We start from the raw sequence: 15,976 nt of genomic DNA, 5'->3' as shown, positions 1-15,976 counted from the left end.
AAAATTACTCATAGCCTGCTTTTTCAGAGGGCCATGAAGACCATCAAGCATCCATCTGGTGCATTGCAGCATCTACAGAGTGTGGCGCTTGACACGTTGCTGTCACAGGACGCATTTATCGGGCCAATTGCCCATATCCGCAACGCCTAAAATCTCACCATCCCATGAGCCCTACTCATACCCCCTAGGCTACATCTATGCGCCGCCTGTGCCCCACCATCTCTGAGCTGAACGCCTTTCACTCCGCCGCCAAGCACCAGGCCTTCACCATGGCCGCGCGCGAGCTGTGCGTGACGCAAAGCGCCATCAGCCGCCACATCGCGGCGCTGGAGGACTACCTGGGCCAGAAGCTGTTCATCCGCAAGGCCACGGGGTTAGAGCTGACCGAGGCAGGCGCTACCTACCTGAACGCCACCCGTCCGGCCATGGCCGCGCTGGAATCGGCCACGGCACAGCTCATGTCGTACGGGGGCGATGGTGGCTCGCTCAACCTGTCCGTGCCGCCCACGTTTGCGGCGCAGTGGTTGTTTCCGCGCCTGGGCCACTTCAAGCGCACGCTGCCGCAGGTGTCGCTGAACTTTGTGCGTTACCAGCACGCGCACGACTTTGCGACGCCGCACGAGTTCGACGCTGCCATCCAGTACGGCTACGGCAACTGGCCCAGCGCCAATGCGCGCTACCTGATTGGCAAGGAAACCAGCATCGTGTGCAGCCCGCAACTGCAGGCCGCCCTGCCCCTGAACACCCCGCAAGACCTGATGCGCGCCACGCTGCTGCAGCACATTGAGGTGCCTTTGGCCTGGCAGGACTGGATGGAAGCCAACGGCCTGGACGCGAGCGCCAGCCGGTTCGGGCCGGGCTTTAACCTGTACTCGCTGATCATCCGTGCCGCCGTGTCGGGCTTTGGCGTGGGCATTGTGCCCACCTGCCTGGTGGAGGACGAGCTAGCGGCAGGCACCCTGATCGAGCCCTTGGCCCAGCGCTTTGAAAGCCCTTTGGGCTACTACCTGTGTGCACCTACGGCACGCACCAACCTGTCGGTGTACCGGCTGGTGGCCGGGTGGCTGGAGCATTGCTGCAACCATGCCGATGGGGCCACAGCCCCCGCAGCAACACCCTGCATTTTCTGCGGCCCCCAAGCCTCAGCGGCGGGCTAGACGGCGGGGTGAGTGACCCCGCGCAGCTGGCGCAGCACACCCACCCTCGGGTCCACGTCAGGCAAACAGCCCCTTGTGCTGCTCGCGCAGCAGGTTCTTCTGCACCTTGCCCATGGTGTTGCGGGGCAGCTCGGGCACCACAAAACACTTCTTCGGGATCTTGAAGTTGGCGAGCTGCGACTTGAGCGATGCCACGATGGCCTCAGGGTTGAGCTGTGCGCCGGGCTTGGCAATGACCACAGCCACGCCCACTTCGCCAAAGTCGGGGTGTGGCACGCCCACCAGCGCACTTTCGGCCACGCCCGGCATGTCGTTGATGTAGCCCTCGATCTCGGCCGGGTAGACGTTGTAGCCGCCGCTGATGATGAGGTCCTTGCTGCGGCCCACGATGCTCACATAGTCGCGCTCATCCACCTTGCCCACGTCGCCGGTCTTGAACCAGCCGTCTTTCGTGAACTCTTCGGCTGTCTTCTCGGGCATGCGCCAGTAGCCCTTGAACACGTTGGGGCCCTTGACCTGGATAGCGCCGATCTCACCCACGGGCAGAGGCTTGTTGGCGTCGTCCACCACCCGCAGGCCCACCCCGGGCAGCGGGAAGCCCACCGTGGCACCGCGCCGCTCGGTCTGGCCCGCATGGCGCTTGTCGGCGGCATAGGGGTTGGAGGTGAGCATGATGGTCTCGCTCATGCCATAGCGCTCCAGGATGGTGTGGCCGGTGCGCTGCTGCCATTCGGTGAAGGTTTCGATGAGCAGCGGCGCGGAACCAGCGATGAAAAGGCGCATGTTCTTCGTGGCCTCCTTGTTCAAGCCGGACTCGGCCAGCAGGCGCACGTACAGCGTGGGCACCCCCATGAAAACCGTGGCGCGCGGCATGGCGGCGAGCACGGCCTTGGGGTCGAACTTGCTGAACCAGATCATCTTGCTGCCATTGATGAGCGCGCCATGGATGGCCACGAACAGGCCATGCACGTGGAAGATGGGCAGCGCATGGATCAGCACATCACCACGGCCTTCAGGCCCTCCGGTAGCCGTCCAGCCCCAATAGTCCTTGAGCACCTGTGCGTTCGACAGCAGGTTGCCGTGCGTAAGCATGGCGCCCTTGCTGCGGCCCGTGGTGCCACTGGTGTACAGGATGGCGGCCAAGTCGTCAGCCTTGCGCTGCACAGGCGTGTGCGTGTCGCCATGGTGCGCGGCGCGGTCCAGCAGGCTGCCGGTGCGGTCGTCGCCCAGGGTGAATACATGCTGCGTGCCGAGCGTGAACGCTATCTTGGACACCCAGCCGAAGTTGCCAGGGCTGCACACCACCACCGCAGGCTCGGCGTTGCCGATGAAGTATTCAATCTCGGCGCTCTGGTACGCCGTGTTGAGGGGCAAAAACACATAGCCCGCACGCAAGGTGGCGAGGTACAGCAGCATCGCTTCGACCGACTTCTCGACCTGCACGGCCACGCGGCTGCCTTCAGGCAGTTTCAGCGCGGTGAGCAGGTTGGCGATGCGCGCGCTGGCGTGGTCCAGGTCGGCCCAGGTGTAGAGCAGCGGGGCACCATCGGGCGCCGTCGTTTCGACGGCGGTGCTGCCCAGGTCTGCAGGAAAGGCTGCGCGCAGGGCGCTGAAGAGGTTGTGTTGGCTCATGGCAGTGGTGCAAAGTTGCAAAGTTGCAAAAGGTCAGATCAACAAAAAAAGTGGGCAAGGCCCGTCAGAACACGGGAGCGCGTTTTTCAAGAAACGCAGTGATGCCTTCTCGGTGCTCGGCGCTGTCCGCATACGCGTAGGGATTGGGCGCATCGGATGCTATATTTTTTATAGCATTCTGCGCTTTACCATCAAGCGCCAGAGGCACTTTTAATGCTCGAAATGTTTGTTTGTTCATGCGGGCCGCCTGGGGTGCCAATGCTGCAATGCGCTGCGCGCTGCCCAAGGCCTCGGTGGCCACCCTGTCGTCGGCCACCACCCGGCTTAAGAAACCCCGCTCCAGCATGTCGGCAGCGCTGAAGGTGGCGGCTTCCAGCAGCATCTGCCGGGCCGTCATGTCGCCCACGGCACCGGCCACCAGCTGCGCCTCGCGCGGGGCCATGGGGAAACCGAGCTTGGCGATGGGGGCGCCAAATCGGGCGGCGCTGCCCGCAACACGGATGTCGCAGCAGCTGGCAATCTCCACCCCAGCGCCCATGCAGGCACCGCTGATCTGGGCCACGACGGGCACGTCGCACAAAAGCATGGCGTTCAGCCCGCCCCAGACATCGTTCTCATGAAAGTCGCGCAAGGCAGCCGCGTCAAACCGAAAACCCGGGTATTCCGAAATGTCCCCGCCCGCACAGAAGGCATCGCCCTCACCCGCGATGAGCACACAGCGCACATCGCTGCGGCGCTGGATGTCTTCAAACACCTCGCGCAGCTGCCGCCACATGCCCCGCGACATCGCGTTCAGCCGCCCAGCATGGCGCAAGGTGACATGCACCACACCGCGCTCACCGGCATCCATCAACACTTCACCCGACATATTCGTTGTCCATCACGATTGCAAAGTCCACGCCCCACAAAAACTGGCGCAACGCCATCGCCAGTGCCACCGTGGAACTGGCTCTGCCAGGCCACGGGTGGCATCCCCCTCAGGGGGATGGCGCGAAGTGCCTTAGGGGGTTAATCAAGTTTTGCGCCAGAAGCCTTCACCACCGCCGCCCAGCGCTTGACCTCGCTGCTGACCATGGCGGCAAACTGCGGCTGGGTCAGGCCGCCGTATTCGGCGCCGTTGTTGGCCCAGATGGTCTTGAGCTCTTCTGCGCCCCCCAGCTTGCGCACTTCATCCACGATGCGCGCCTGCACGTCAGCGGGTGTGCCCTTGGGCGCCCACAGGCCGTACCAGGTGGTCACGGTGTAGTCGGGCAAGCCCACCTCGGAGGCACAAGGCACGTCCGGGAAGGCCGCGTTGCGCTTGGGGCCAGACACCATGAGCGCCTTGATGCGGCCGCTCTTGATGTGGGTGGCCGACGAGCCGAGGCCGTCAAACATCATGTCCACATTGCCACCGATAAGGTCTTGCAATGCGGGGCCCGCGCCCCGGTAAGGGATGTGGGTGATGAAGGTGTTGGTCTGCTGCTTGAAAAGCTCACCGGCCAGGTGGTGCGACGTGCCCGCACCAGCCGAGCCATAGTTGAGCTTGGCGGGGTTGCGCTTCACGTATTCGATGAATTGCTGGAAGTTGCTGACCGGCACGTTCTTGGGGTTGACCACCACCACCTGGGGCACGTTGGCCAGCAGGAACAGCGGGATGAAATCCTTCTCGATGTCGTAGTCGAGCTTGGGATACATCGACGGCGCAATGGCGTGGTGCACAGCCCCCATGAAAAGCGTGTAGCCATCCGGCGCGGCCTTGGAGGCAAAGCTGGCCCCCACGGTGCCGCCAGCGCCACCCCGGTTGTCAATCACGAGCGTCTTGCCAGTCACCTTGGAGAACTGCGCCGCCAGCGGGCGCGCAAAGGCGTCGGTGCCGCCGCCCGCAGGGAACGGCACCACCAGATTCACCGGCTTGGTCGGCCAGGCCGATGCCTGCGCCCACACAGGTCCGGCCCCCGTGGCCAGCCCCAGGCCCGTGGCGGCCGCCCCCAACAGCACGTCTCGGCGCTGCATTCGCATGTCTTTCATTTCTTGTCTCCTGTCGTCGTTGTAAAAAGGGAATGCAGGACCCCACCATGCCAAGCACCGCTTACACCGGCTGCTTGCCCGATGTGGCGCACCATTTTCTGCGCCGATGATGACGATGATGGCATCGCCCGGCAGCAGGGCCTGCGGTCAGTCGCGGCACAGGCTGTCGATGTCCCCCGACACCGGCACCTTGCCCTGCGCGAGCAAGCTGCGGTGCTTGTCGATGCGCTTCAAGTCGTACAGGTAATTCACCATCAACCCATACGATTGTTTCAGTCCTTTGTTGGACGGGTCTCCCGCCCAGTTCAGGCGCTCCACCCGCGCGCCATTGCCCAGGTGGAACCGGGCCACAGGGTCCACCGGTTTGCCCTCCTGCAGTTCACGGCCCAGGTAGCGCGCGGCGCACTCCATCAGCATCTGGCGCACGGGCGACTTGGCATCCAGCTCGGTGGCCTTGTCGAGCGCTGCCAGCAGGTGGGTCGCCTGGGGAGGCTCAAAACCCACGGCGCGCCCCAGTTCGGAACGGCGCTTGTCGTCCAGGCGCTCCAGCATCGCACCCGCATGCTTGCCCAGCCAGGAGCGAAAGCCAGGGATGGGCGACAGCGTGGCAAAGGTACGCAGCCGGGGAAACTCGGAAGTCAGGGTCTCCACCACGTGCTTGATGAGTGAGTCACCAAAGCTCACACCGCGCAGGCCGGTCTGGGTGTTGCTGATCGAATAGAAGATCGCCGTGGTGGCGCGCCCGATGTCAGCCGGCGCCGCCGCTTCGTCCAGCAAAGGCGTGATGCTGGAAGAGATCTTGTCCACCAGCGCCACCTCCACAAAGATCAGCGGCTCGTCGGGCAGGCGCGGGTGAAAGAAGCCGTAGCAGCGGCGGTCGCTGTCGAGCCGATTCTTCAGGTCAGCCCAGCTGCGGATGTCATGCACGGCCTCGTACTTGATGAGCTTTTCGATCAGCGAAGCGGGCGAGTCCCACGACAGGCGGCGCAGCTCCAGAAACGCCACGTCGAACCAGGTCGAGAACAGGTGCTCCAGCTCGGCATCCAGCGCCAGCAGGCGCTTGTCGGCCTTGAGCAGGGGCAGCAACTCGGCACGCATGTCGAGCAAGAAACGCATGCCTTCGGGGGACACCGAAAACCGCTGCAGCAAGCGCGTGCGCGGCGACACCAGCGCGCGGCGCAGGCTGATCTCGGCCTGGCCCTCTTCGGCCGTTCCGGCCGCGGCCTCGTAACGCTGGCGGGCCGATTTGAAGCGCGTGGCGTCCGGCGCAAATTGCTCGCACATCAAGAGCCACATGTCGCGCCGCTCCTCAGGCTCGGCCTTGGCATACCACTCGGCCACGGCCTGGGCACGGCGCCCGCCTTCGAGTTCGCTGACCTGGGGCGCCACCACCTCCTGCAGATCGGTCAACAGGCGGCGCAGCGCACGGGGCGACAACGCCTCTTGCCCACGCCGCAGCGTGGCCTGCAGCCGCTCGTGCGTAGAACGCGGCACGGCCACCTTGGCCACCACATCGGACACGGATTTATCGAGCCCGGCCCGGGCTGATCTGTCGGTCGCCTTGTCGCCAGCCTTGTCGCCCGTTTTATCGGAGGTCTTATCGGCTGATTTTTCTGCGGCCTTGTCTGCAGCAGGCGCGGCGGTGCGCAAGCGCGACACGCTGCGCGCGATCCATTCGGGGGTACTGTTCATCATGGTGTCAGCCTCGATTGCTGGTTGCGGGCTACGTCGCGCAGCGCATCGCGCTGGCGCAACAAGTGGTTGCGCATGGCCTCTTCGGCGGCGTCGCAGTCGCGCGCCTTGAGCGCGGCAAACACGGCCAGGTGCTCGGCCAGGCTTTGCTGGAGGCGGCCCGGCACATGCAGCGTCTGCGCCCGCGCCAGGCGCAGAATTTTTCGCAAATCGCCGATCACCTGGGCCAGCCAGCGGTTGTCTGCCAGCGTGATGAAGGCTTCGTGGATGGCGTAGTTGGCTTCGTAGTAGTCGGCGATGAGGCCTTCGGACGCAAACTGCTGCAGGCGCTGGTGCAGCACATCGAGCGCAGCCACATCCGCCGCGCCCGCCTTGCGCGTGGCCTCATGGGCGGCACGCCCCTCCAGCAGCGCGATCACCGGAAACAGGTCGTCCAGATCACGTTCGGTGATCTCGGCCACGAAGCAGCCCCGGCGTGGCTCGTGGCGCAGCAGGCCTTCTGCCACCAGCACCTTGAGCGCCTCGCGCAGCGGTGTGCGCGAAATCGCCAGCCGCTCGCACAGGGCTGCCTCGTCCAGAAAGCTCCCGGGTGGCAAGGCACCGGCAAAGATCTGCTCGCGCAAACGCGAGGCCGCTTCGTCGTGCAATGAATTGGGAACCGGGCGCATGGTGCGGGTAAAACTCCAGGGTGATCAATCACGGGCGGACCATTGGCCTGCAGCTTTTGCTGCCAACGAGTATCCAAATGCCTGCAAACAATTGCTTTGTTTGCACATATCCGTAATTTCTCATAATTACGCAAAATAACAAGAGAAAAGCCTGCGAATCTGGAGGCTATTGGGTAAAAACCTGTGTCTTGCGGCGGTGGCGCAACATGTAGTGGGCAAATGCCGGGCTTCGGCGGGCCCGACTTGCCGTTCTTCGGCCTTTTCTGCGGAGCCATTCAGCTTCAACTCGCCATGGCGGCTCGCCCGTGGAAAGCCCCTCCCCCGCAGCACCCAGCGGGCAAGTCGTCCGGCCACAGTGGCGTCCAAATCGCACGGCCTCGCCCAGGCCGTCCAGATGTTCCTGCCGCAGTTTCACGCCACAGGCACCAGCGGCACGCCCCAACAACGTCGCACGGATTTCCGCTGCCCGGCGCCTCGCGCTACCTGAACTCCATCACCAAGGACCTCGCACCGGTCCCAAGCGCAGAGCACCTGTCGCAGCTTTTGCGACAAATCGCTATATTTTCAATAGCTGCCAACGCATATTCAATAAGCGCCAGGTGCCATTTTCACTAGATTTTTTGCGCCCCCGCCGGCTGGCGCTGCGACCACAGCCACAACAGGACACCCGCGGCGATCATCGGCAGGCACAGCCACTGGCCCATGCTCATGCCCAGCGACAGCAGTCCCAGAAAGCTGTCGGGCTCACGGAAATACTCGGCAATGAATCGGAACACGCCATAGCCCACCAGGAAGGCCGCAGCCACTTGGCCCTGGCGGCGCTCCTTGCGCGCATACAGCCACAGCAGGATGAACAGCAGCAACCCTTCCAGCAGGAACTGGTAGACCTGGGATGGATGGCGCGGCTGCATGGAGCCGCTGTGTGCGAACACCATGCCCCAGGGCAGGTCCGGGCTGGCAAAGCGGCCCCACAGTTCGCCATTGATGAAATTGCCCACGCGCCCGGCCGCGAGACCGGTGGGCACGCAGGGCGCCACGAAATCCGCCACCTGCAGCCACGGCCGCTTGCGCGAATGCGCAAACCACAGCATGGCCACGATCACCCCGAGCAGCCCGCCATGGAATGCCATGCCACCCTGCCACACCGCAAAAATCTCCAGCGGATGGCTCAGGTAGTAGCCGGGCTTGTAAAACAGACAGTAGCCCAGGCGCCCGCCAACCACCACACCGGCCACGCCGAGAAAGAGGATGTCTTCCACGTCCTTGCGCGACCAGGCCCCCGCGCCGGTGATGGACGCAAAGGGCTCGTGCCGCAGGCGCCGGATGCCCAGCAGCATGAACAGGCCAAAAGCCGCGAGATAGGTCAGGCCATACCAGTGGATGGCCAGCGGGCCCAATTGCAGGGCGATGGGGTCGATGTGGGGGTACGTCAGCATTTGGGCGGTATTGTGCCCGCGCGTCGAAGACCATTGGCGAACCACGGCCCTGCGCGCCACCGGGACAAGCGACACTCGGCCGCGGCCCCACGAAGACACACGGCCGCCAATGCGCCCGCATCGCGCCAAGCCCCATTGAATGCGAACGCGCCTGATCCCAGTACGCATACAGAGCGACAGCACGGGGGAATCGCCGGCGATTGCCACTGTCGGCGCGATACTCCCCGCATCAAAACAAGGAAAAACACATGCAGGGAAACCCCCAAGTCATCGACTATTTCAAGGATCTGCTGCGCGGCGAGCTGGCCGCGCGCGACCAGTACTTCGCGCATTCGCGCATCTATGAAGACCAGGGCTTCACCAGGCTCTTCACCCGCCTCGACCACGAGATGCAGGAAGAAACCCAGCACGCCGACGCCTTGCTGCGCCGCATCCTGATGCTGGGCGGCCGCCCCGACATGCGCCCCAAGGAGTTCACCCCCGGCGAGACCGTGCCGGACATGCTGAAGAAGGACCTGGCCACCGAGTACGAAGTGCGCGCCGCCCTGCAGCAGGGTATTGCGCTGTGCGAGAGCGTGGGCGACTACGTGAGCCGCGACCTGCTGCTGCTGCAACTGCGCGATACCGAAGAAGACCACGCCTACTGGCTGGAGAAGCAGATCGGCCTGATCGACAAGGTGGGCCTGCAGAACTACCTGCAGTCGCAAACGGCCTGATCTGCCGCCGGGCGCCCACCCCGCCCGATGATCGAGCCAGGCACCTTGCGACGTGCCTTTTTTCATGGGCGTCCACACCGGGATGATGTGGCCAGATATGTGGGGTGATTGTCATTGCAGCCAACCCGGCAAACGCCGACACTGCCCCCATGCCTCCATCCATCCGTACCGTGGCGTGTCTGATCTACCCCGACGTCATGAGCCTGGACGCGGTCGGCCCCCTGCAGGTCTTCGGCTCGGCCAATGCCGAGCGCGCGGGCCACGGCCTGCCGCCCGCGTATGTGCTGCGCCTGGTGGCGGAGGCCGCAGGGCCCGTCACCACATCGGCAGGGTTCGCGCTGGTGGCGGATGCCAGCTGGGCCACGCTGGACCCGGCGCAGCTGGACACCGTGCTGGTCGTCGGCGGCGATGGCGTCATCGCGCAACTGGACAACACCGCACTGCAGCAATGGCTGCGCGGCGCAGAGCCGCAGGTGCGCCGCATGGGCTCGGTGTGCTCGGGCGCGCTGCTGCTGGCGCATGCCGGGCTGCTCGACGGGTTGCATGCCACCACCCACTGGTGCCGCACCGACCTGATGCGCCGCAACTACCCCTCCGTGCAGGTGGACGATGACTGCTTGCACACCTACGATGCGTCCAGCGCTGTGTACGGCCACCTGTTCACATCGGCCGGTGTCACGGCGGGCATCGACCTGGCGCTGGCGCTGGTGGAGGCGGACCTGGGCCGCCCCATGGCGCTGGCCGTGGCGCGGCGGCTGGTGATGTTCATGCGCCGCCCGGGCGGGCAGGCGCAGTTCAGCGCGCTGCTGGCGCCCGAGACCCGGCATGCGCCGCGGCTGGCGGCGCTGCTGGAATGGATTCCGTCACAGCTGGGCGGCGACCTGTCGCTGGATGCGCTGGCTGAGCAGGCCTGCATGCCACCGCGCACGCTGACGCGCGTGTTCCAGCGCGAGCTGGGCACCACGCCCGGGCGCTATGTGGAGCGCGTGCGGGTGGAGGCTGCGTCCACCCTGCTTGCGCAGGCCCAGGCGTCGGTCTCGACCGTCGCGCGGCTGTGCGGCTTCGAGCACCCAGAGAACCTGCGCCGCAGCTTTCACAAGCACCGCGCCGTGAGCCCGCAGGCGTATGCGCAGCGCTTTGGCATGGGGGCGCTGCTCGACTGACTCTCGCCGCACCGCGCCCTCTCTCCCCCACCGCCCTTGCTTTGCGCCCATGCGGCGCGCCACCGAAAGTCGATCCATGCTGCTCTTGCGCAATGCGTCCGTTCGCCTGCTGTTTGCGGGCCAGGCCCTGTACTGGGGCTGTTCCATCATCGGCATCACGCTCACCTCCATCGTGGGCGCGCGGCTGGTGCCCTGGCCGGTGCTGGCCACGCTGCCGCTGGCGCTGCTGGTGCTGGGCAACCTGGTGGCAGTGCAGCCGCTGTCGCTGTTCATGCAGCGCCGGGGCCGGCGCGCGGGGCTGCAGGCCGGTGCGCTCTTCGGTGTGGCCGGCGGGCTGGTGAGCATGGTGGGCGTGCAGTGGGGCAGCTTTGCGGTCTTCTGCGCGGGCACGCTGGCCATCGGCGCGTACCAGGCCTCGTCGGGCTACTACACCTATGCGGCGCTGGAGGCGGTCGACCCCACGCAGAAAGGCCGTGCCGCGGCCTGCGTGGTGGCGGGCGGCCTGTGTGCGGCGGTGTTTGCGCCGCCGCTCGCGCTGTGGTCGCGCAATGTGCTGGCCACGCCGCTGGCGGGCGCGTACCTGGCCATTGCAGTGCTGGCCGCGCTGGGCTGGGCGGTGATGGCGTTGCTGCGCGAAGGGGTGGCGCCCAAGCCGGCGGCGGGCGGCATGGCGGCGATGCGCAGCCTGCTCGCGCGGCCCGGCCTGCGGGCGGCGGTGGTGATGACGGCCATCGGCCATGGCCTGATGATCCTGGTGATGAACGCCACGCCGCTGGCGATGGAGGTGTGCGGGTTTTCCGCAGCATCGGCGGCGCAGGTGATCCAGTGGCACGTGATCGGCATGTTCGCGCCCGCGCTGTTCTCGGGCGTGCTGGTGGACCGCTTTGGCAGCCGCAGCGTGGCAGCAGTGGGCGCTGCGTGCCTGGCGGTCAGCGCGGTGGTGGCGCTGTCGGGCATCTCGTTCACCGAGTTCCTGGCCAGCTCGTTCCTGCTGGGCACGGGCTGGAACCTGATGATGATCTCGGGCACCACGCTGCTGGCCGAATCGCATGCCCCCGAGGAGCGCGGCCAGGCTCAGGCACTGATGCAGCTGGCCAACGGCATCGTGGCGGCGATGATGTCCTTTGCCTCGGGCGCGCTGCTCACCGGCGTGGGCTGGACCGCCATCAACGCCGTGGCGCTGCCGCTGCTGGCCATTGCCGCGGGCCTGCTCTTCGTGCGCGGGCGCGCGGCGCCGGTCGCAGCAGGCTAAGCGGTCTTCGAGCGCTCACGCACGAAGTCGATGAACCGGGCCAGCGCCGGGTTGTCGAGCGCGGCGGGCCACACCAGGCTGGTCTCGCACACGGGCAGCAGCGGCGCGCCAGCGGGTTTTGCGGCCCTGGCCTTCGCCCTGGCGGCAACAGCAGGCCCGAAGGCATCGGCCGCGCGGTAGACCACGCCCTCGCGGCGGAACTGGGTCACGCTCTCGGGCACCCAGGCCACGCCCAGGCCGCCCCACACCAGGTTGACGATAGTCTGCATCTGGATGGCCTCCTGCGCCACCACGGGCACGCGGCCGGCCGCGTGGTACAGCGCGAAGATAGCGTCATGCAACGAGGGGACGATGCGGCGCGGAAAGATCACCAGGGGCTCTGCCAGCACATCGGGCAGATCCAGGCGTGGCGCCAGCGCCAAAGGGTGACTGACCGGTAGCGCCAGCACCAGCGGCTCCTCGCCCACGGCCAGGCGCGCCAGCTCGGGCGGCGCCGCACCGGGCGAATGCAGCACCAGCCCGGCATCGAGCTCGCCGCGCGCAAAGAGCGCGCGCTGCACGTCGCCCGTGGCCTCCACCAGCTCCAGCGCCACCTGCGGGCACAGCACACGAAAGTCGCGCACCCACTCGGGCAGCCGCTCGAAGCCGATGGTGGAGACAAACGCCAGCCGCACCCGCCCCACCTCGCCCGCCGCCGCGGCGCGGGCCCGCACAGGCAGCGCCTGCGCGCGTTCCAGAAAGTCGCGCACGTCGGGCAGCAGGGCTTCGCCCGCCGGGGTCAGCGCCACGCGCCGGCGCGTGCGGTCGAACAGCACCACGCCCAGCGAGCGCTCCATCTGCGCAATCGCCTGGGTCAGCGGCGGCTGCGTCATGTGCAGGCGGATGGCGGCGCGGCCGAAGTGCAGTTCTTCGGCCACGGCCACGAACTGGCGCCAGGCGCGGACGTCGATGAGGGTTTCTTTCATGGCGATGATGTGCCTGTGATACGTTTTACATATTAATCGAGCAGGTGAAAGGGATTGGAAACGCAGCGGCAAACGCCGCATACTTGCACCCCGAGAGCGTTGGACACCCTGGCCGCAGGAGTGCCCCATCCATTACAACGAGTCCCCCACCAGGAAATCAGCCATGGCAGACAGCAAGACCATCCCGATCCAGCCCATCAACCACCGCAGCGCCAACATCACGCAAGGCAAGTCGCGTGCGCCCAACCGCTCCATGTACTACGCCATGGGCTACGAGGAAGGCGACTTCGTCAAACCCATGGTCGGCGTGGCCAACGGCCACAGCACCATCACCCCGTGCAACAGCGGCCTGCAGAAGCTGGCCGACGCGGCCATCGCCGGCATCGAGGAAGCGGGCGGCAACGCCCAGGTGTTCGGCACGCCCACCATCTCGGACGGCATGGCCATGGGCACCGAAGGCATGAAGTACAGCCTGGTGAGCCGCGAAGTCATCAGCGATTGCATCGAAACCTGCGTCGGCGGCCAGTGGATGGACGGCGTGCTGGTTGTTGGCGGCTGCGACAAGAACATGCCCGGCGGCCTGATGGGCATGCTGCGCGCCAACGTGCCCGCCATCTATGTGTACGGCGGCACCATCCTGCCGGGCCGCTACCAGGACAAGGACCTGAACATCGTGAGCGTGTTCGAGGCCGTGGGCGAAAACGCCGCCGGCAAGCTCAGCGACTTCGACCTCAAGGAGATCGAAAAGCGCGCCATCCCCGGCACCGGCTCGTGCGGCGGCATGTACACCGCCAACACCATGTCCAGCGCCTTCGAGGCCCTGGGCATCAGCCTGCCGTATTCGTCCACCATGGCCAACCCGCACGACGAGAAGATGAACTCGGCCAAGGAATCGGCCAAGGTGCTGATCGAGGCCATCAAGATGGACCTGAAGCCGCGCGACATCGTGACCAAGAAGGCCATCGAGAACGCCGTGGCCGTGATCATGGCCACGGGCGGCTCCACCAACGCCGTGCTGCACTTCCTGGCCATCGCCCACACCGCGGGCGTGGAATGGGACATCGACGACTTCGAGCGCATCCGCAAGCAGACCCCCGTGCTGTGCGACCTCAAGCCCAGCGGCAAGTACCTGGCCGTGGACCTGCACCGCGCAGGCGGCATTCCGCAAGTGATGAAGGTGCTGCTCAAGGCCGGCCTGCTGCACGGCGACTGCATCACCATCAGCGGCAAGACCATTGCCGAAGTGCTCAAGGACGTGCCTGACGTGCCCCGCGCCGACCAGGACGTGATCCGCAACATCGACAACCCCATGTACGCGCAGGGCCACCTGGCCATCTTGAAGGGTAACCTCAGCCCCGAAGGCGCCGTGGCCAAGATCACCGGCCTGAAGAACCCCGTGATCACCGGCCCGGCCCGCGTGTTCGACGACGAGCAATCGGCGCTCGAAGCCATCCTGGCCGGCAAGATCAAGGCCGGCGACGTGATGGTGCTGCGCTACCTGGGCCCCAAGGGCGGCCCCGGCATGCCCGAGATGCTGGCCCCGACCGGCGCGCTGATCGGCGCCGGGCTGGGCGAAAGCGTGGGCCTGATCACCGATGGCCGCTTCTCCGGCGGCACCTGGGGCATGGTGGTCGGCCACGTGGCGCCCGAAGCGGCTGCCGGCGGCACCATTGCCTTCGTCAACGAAGGCGACAGCATCACCATCGACGCGCGCCAGCTGCTGCTGGAACTGAACGTGCCCGAAGAAGAGATCGCCAAGCGCCGTGCCGGCTGGACTGCCCCCGCCCCGCGCTACACCCGCGGCGTGCAGGCCAAGTTCGCCTTCAACGCATCGAGCGCGAGCAAGGGTGCGGTGCTGGACGCCTATTGAAATCCAGCACCAAGAAAAGAAAAAGCCCACCGTCCCCGGTGGGCTTTTTTCTGAGTGATGACCCGTCCTGCCAGAGATTGACACCTTTTCTAGAAGTAAAAGGCAGGTCTCATGGAATCAGGCACGAAGCGAACGCAGAGGGACTACACGCTGGCTTTTAAGCTGGCGGTGGTCGAACAGGTAGAAAAAGGCGAGTTGACCTACAAGCAGGCGCAGGTGCGCTACGGGATTCAGGGTCGCTCGACGGTGCTGGTATGGCTGCGCAAGCACGGTCGCCAGGGGTGGGGGCGCGCGGCATCATGTGCGGCCATGCCCCGAAACAAGACCCCCATGCCGCTGACGCCAGAGCAACAGATCAAGGCCCTGCAAGTGCAACTGCAGCAGGCCCAGCAAAAGGCACAACTGTTCGAAGCGGTACTCGACGTTCTGAAGAAGGACTATGGGGTGCGCGTCGTAAAAAAGCCTTTGGGCAAGTCCTCGCGCAGCGGCTCGTCCAAGGGCTGAGCGTAGCGAGGGCTTGCCGTTATATGGGGCACAGCCGCCAGGCGTACTACCAGGACCAGCAGCGCCACGCCCAGCGCGAGAGCCGAGCCCAGGCGGTGGTGGAGTTGGTTCGCGATCGGCGCATTCGCCAGCCGCGGCTGGGAACGCGCAAGCTGCACCATGTGATGCGCGAGCAGCTGGCGCACCAGGGGATCGGTCTGGGGCGCGATGCGCTGTTTGACGTGCTGCGCAACGCGCAGATGCTGGTGCCCCCCAGGCGGGCGTATCACAAGACCACCGACAGCCATCACCGGTTTCGCCGCCATCCGGATTTGCTCAAGGCGGGGGAGCAGCAGATGCAGGCGACGGCCAGCGAGCAGGTATGGGTGGCTGATATCACCTACTTGCCCACGGCCGACAAGTTCGTCTACCTGAGCCTGGTGACCGATGCCTACTCGCGCAAGATTGTGGGCTGGCATGTACATGACAGCCTGCAAACCGAGCCGGTAGCCCAGGCCCTGAAGATGGCCTTGCGCGCGCGTCAAAGCAATCAACGCCTGGTGCATCACTCGGATCGGGGCATCCAGTACTGCTCAAGCTACTACCAGGCCATCCACCAGCGGCACGGGCTGCAATGCTCGATGACCGACGGCTACGACTGCTACCAGAACGCGCTGGCCGAGCGGGTCAACGGCATCCTCAAGGGCGAGTTGCTACTGCAGCGGCCTGCCGATCTGGAGCAGGCCCGGCACATGGTGCGCCAGTCGGTCCAGATCTACAACGCCGAGCGGCCGCATCTATCGTTGAAAATGCAAACGCCCGATGTGGTGCATCGGGCGTCCTTGGTCGGCATTCGCCAGCTTGAATCACCGTCCCTGGTGTCAACTTAATTCAGGACGGGTCATGACCTCACATTGGCACGCCTCATTGCC

Annotated in this window: 13 protein-coding genes; 6 read left to right on the top strand and 7 right to left on the bottom strand. The window is 65.6% G+C overall.

Translation table 11 applies throughout. From position 1 onward, the window contains the following. The first annotated feature begins 197 nt into the window (after positions 1-197). Positions 198-1,157, top strand: a complete 960-nt coding sequence (locus tag ASE52_RS01795; RefSeq protein ID WP_057223308.1) for a LysR substrate-binding domain-containing protein — start codon at positions 198-200, stop codon at positions 1,155-1,157. 57 nt (positions 1,158-1,214) lie between these two features. Here the strand turns inward: ASE52_RS01795 and ASE52_RS01790 are convergent, their stop codons facing one another. The 6 genes from ASE52_RS01790 to lgt form a co-directional block, all read right to left on the bottom strand. Continuing rightward, entirely contained in the window at positions 1,215-2,789 is a 1,575-nt protein-coding gene (locus ASE52_RS01790) for a malonyl-CoA synthase (RefSeq protein WP_057223307.1), read from the bottom strand. A 64-nt stretch (positions 2,790-2,853) separates the two neighbouring features. Next, positions 2,854-3,657 (bottom strand): enoyl-CoA hydratase/isomerase family protein, encoded by an 804-nt coding sequence (locus ASE52_RS01785; RefSeq protein WP_057223305.1) that lies wholly within the window; start codon positions 3,655-3,657, stop codon positions 2,854-2,856. Between the two features lie 140 nt (positions 3,658-3,797). After that, a complete protein-coding gene (locus ASE52_RS01780; RefSeq protein WP_010460637.1) occupies positions 3,798-4,799 on the bottom strand; it encodes a tripartite tricarboxylate transporter substrate binding protein in 1,002 nt (333 codons plus the stop codon). Positions 4,800-4,946: 147 nt separating this feature from the next. Then, complete coding sequence (locus ASE52_RS01775; RefSeq protein WP_010460635.1) at positions 4,947-6,491, bottom strand: malonyl-CoA decarboxylase; 1,545 nt, start codon at positions 6,489-6,491, stop codon at positions 4,947-4,949. Continuing rightward, positions 6,491-7,159 carry a GntR family transcriptional regulator gene (locus tag ASE52_RS01770; protein WP_010460633.1) on the bottom strand — a complete coding sequence of 223 codons (669 nt, stop codon included), beginning with the start codon at positions 7,157-7,159 and terminating at the stop codon, positions 6,491-6,493. The genes ASE52_RS01775 and ASE52_RS01770 overlap by 1 nt, the downstream gene beginning before the upstream one ends. 611 nt (positions 7,160-7,770) lie before the next feature. Then, positions 7,771-8,595 (bottom strand): prolipoprotein diacylglyceryl transferase, encoded by an 825-nt coding sequence (gene lgt, locus ASE52_RS01765; RefSeq protein ID WP_010460631.1) that lies wholly within the window; start codon positions 8,593-8,595, stop codon positions 7,771-7,773. Between the two features lie 248 nt (positions 8,596-8,843). On the opposite strand from lgt, the gene bfr reads away from it, so the two are divergent. The 3 genes from bfr (at position 8,844) to ASE52_RS01750 (ending at position 11,726) form a co-directional block, all read left to right on the top strand. Next, positions 8,844-9,311 (top strand): bacterioferritin, encoded by a 468-nt coding sequence (gene bfr, locus ASE52_RS01760; protein ID WP_010460629.1) that lies wholly within the window; start codon positions 8,844-8,846, stop codon positions 9,309-9,311. Positions 9,312-9,460: 149 nt separating this feature from the next. Next, positions 9,461-10,474 carry a helix-turn-helix domain-containing protein gene (locus ASE52_RS01755; RefSeq protein ID WP_057223301.1) on the top strand — a complete coding sequence of 338 codons (1,014 nt, stop codon included), beginning with the start codon at positions 9,461-9,463 and terminating at the stop codon, positions 10,472-10,474. A 76-nt stretch (positions 10,475-10,550) separates the two neighbouring features. Continuing rightward, positions 10,551-11,726, top strand: coding sequence for an MFS transporter (locus tag ASE52_RS01750; protein ID WP_057223298.1), 1,176 nt, complete (start codon positions 10,551-10,553; stop codon positions 11,724-11,726). On the opposite strand, the gene ASE52_RS01745 is transcribed toward ASE52_RS01750, so the two are convergent. Next, the gene (locus ASE52_RS01745; RefSeq protein ID WP_057223297.1) at positions 11,723-12,691 is read right to left on the bottom strand and encodes a LysR family transcriptional regulator; all 969 of its coding nucleotides are present in this window, start codon (positions 12,689-12,691) and stop codon (positions 11,723-11,725) included. The genes ASE52_RS01750 and ASE52_RS01745 overlap by 4 nt on opposite strands. Positions 12,692-12,854: 163 nt before the next feature. Between ASE52_RS01745 and ilvD the strand changes: the two genes are divergently transcribed. Both ilvD and ASE52_RS01730 read left to right on the top strand, forming a co-directional pair. Continuing rightward, a complete protein-coding gene (gene ilvD, locus ASE52_RS01740; RefSeq protein WP_007855286.1) occupies positions 12,855-14,561 on the top strand; it encodes a dihydroxy-acid dehydratase in 1,707 nt (568 codons plus the stop codon). A 111-nt stretch (positions 14,562-14,672) separates the two neighbouring features. Beyond that, a protein-coding gene (locus tag ASE52_RS01730) for an IS3 family transposase (RefSeq protein ID WP_140426117.1) occupies positions 14,673-15,934 on the top strand; the annotation gives its coding sequence in 2 pieces (ribosomal slippage) (positions 14,673-15,014 and positions 15,017-15,934; 1,260 coding nt in all). Positions 15,935-15,976 lie beyond the last annotated feature (42 nt).

Source organism: Acidovorax sp. Root275, assembly GCF_001428965.1.
Classification (GTDB): Bacteria; Pseudomonadota; Gammaproteobacteria; order Burkholderiales; family Burkholderiaceae_C; genus Acidovorax; species Acidovorax radicis.
The sequence above is the reverse complement of the archived record's forward strand: the minus strand, read 5'-3'. Positions and strand labels throughout refer to the sequence as shown.

Excerpts from the sequence above, each read along its gene's own strand:
- ASE52_RS01795 (WP_057223308.1), top strand. The coding sequence starts at position 198 with ATGCGCCGCCTGTGCCCCACCATCTCTGAGCTGAACGCCTTTCACTCC.
- ASE52_RS01790 (WP_057223307.1), bottom strand. The coding sequence starts at position 2,789 with ATGAGCCAACACAACCTCTTCAGCGCCCTGCGCGCAGCCTTTCCTGCA.
- ASE52_RS01785 (WP_057223305.1), bottom strand. The coding sequence starts at position 3,657 with ATGTCGGGTGAAGTGTTGATGGATGCCGGTGAGCGCGGTGTGGTGCAT.
- ASE52_RS01780 (WP_010460637.1), bottom strand. The coding sequence starts at position 4,799 with ATGAAAGACATGCGAATGCAGCGCCGAGACGTGCTGTTGGGGGCGGCC.
- ASE52_RS01775 (WP_010460635.1), bottom strand. The coding sequence starts at position 6,491 with ATGAACAGTACCCCCGAATGGATCGCGCGCAGCGTGTCGCGCTTGCGC.
- ASE52_RS01770 (WP_010460633.1), bottom strand. The coding sequence starts at position 7,159 with ATGCGCCCGGTTCCCAATTCATTGCACGACGAAGCGGCCTCGCGTTTG.
- lgt (WP_010460631.1), bottom strand. The coding sequence starts at position 8,595 with ATGCTGACGTACCCCCACATCGACCCCATCGCCCTGCAATTGGGCCCG.
- bfr (WP_010460629.1), top strand. The coding sequence starts at position 8,844 with ATGCAGGGAAACCCCCAAGTCATCGACTATTTCAAGGATCTGCTGCGC.
- ASE52_RS01755 (WP_057223301.1), top strand. The coding sequence starts at position 9,461 with ATGCCTCCATCCATCCGTACCGTGGCGTGTCTGATCTACCCCGACGTC.
- ASE52_RS01750 (WP_057223298.1), top strand. The coding sequence starts at position 10,551 with ATGCTGCTCTTGCGCAATGCGTCCGTTCGCCTGCTGTTTGCGGGCCAG.
- ASE52_RS01745 (WP_057223297.1), bottom strand. The coding sequence starts at position 12,691 with ATGAAAGAAACCCTCATCGACGTCCGCGCCTGGCGCCAGTTCGTGGCC.
- ilvD (WP_007855286.1), top strand. The coding sequence starts at position 12,855 with ATGGCAGACAGCAAGACCATCCCGATCCAGCCCATCAACCACCGCAGC.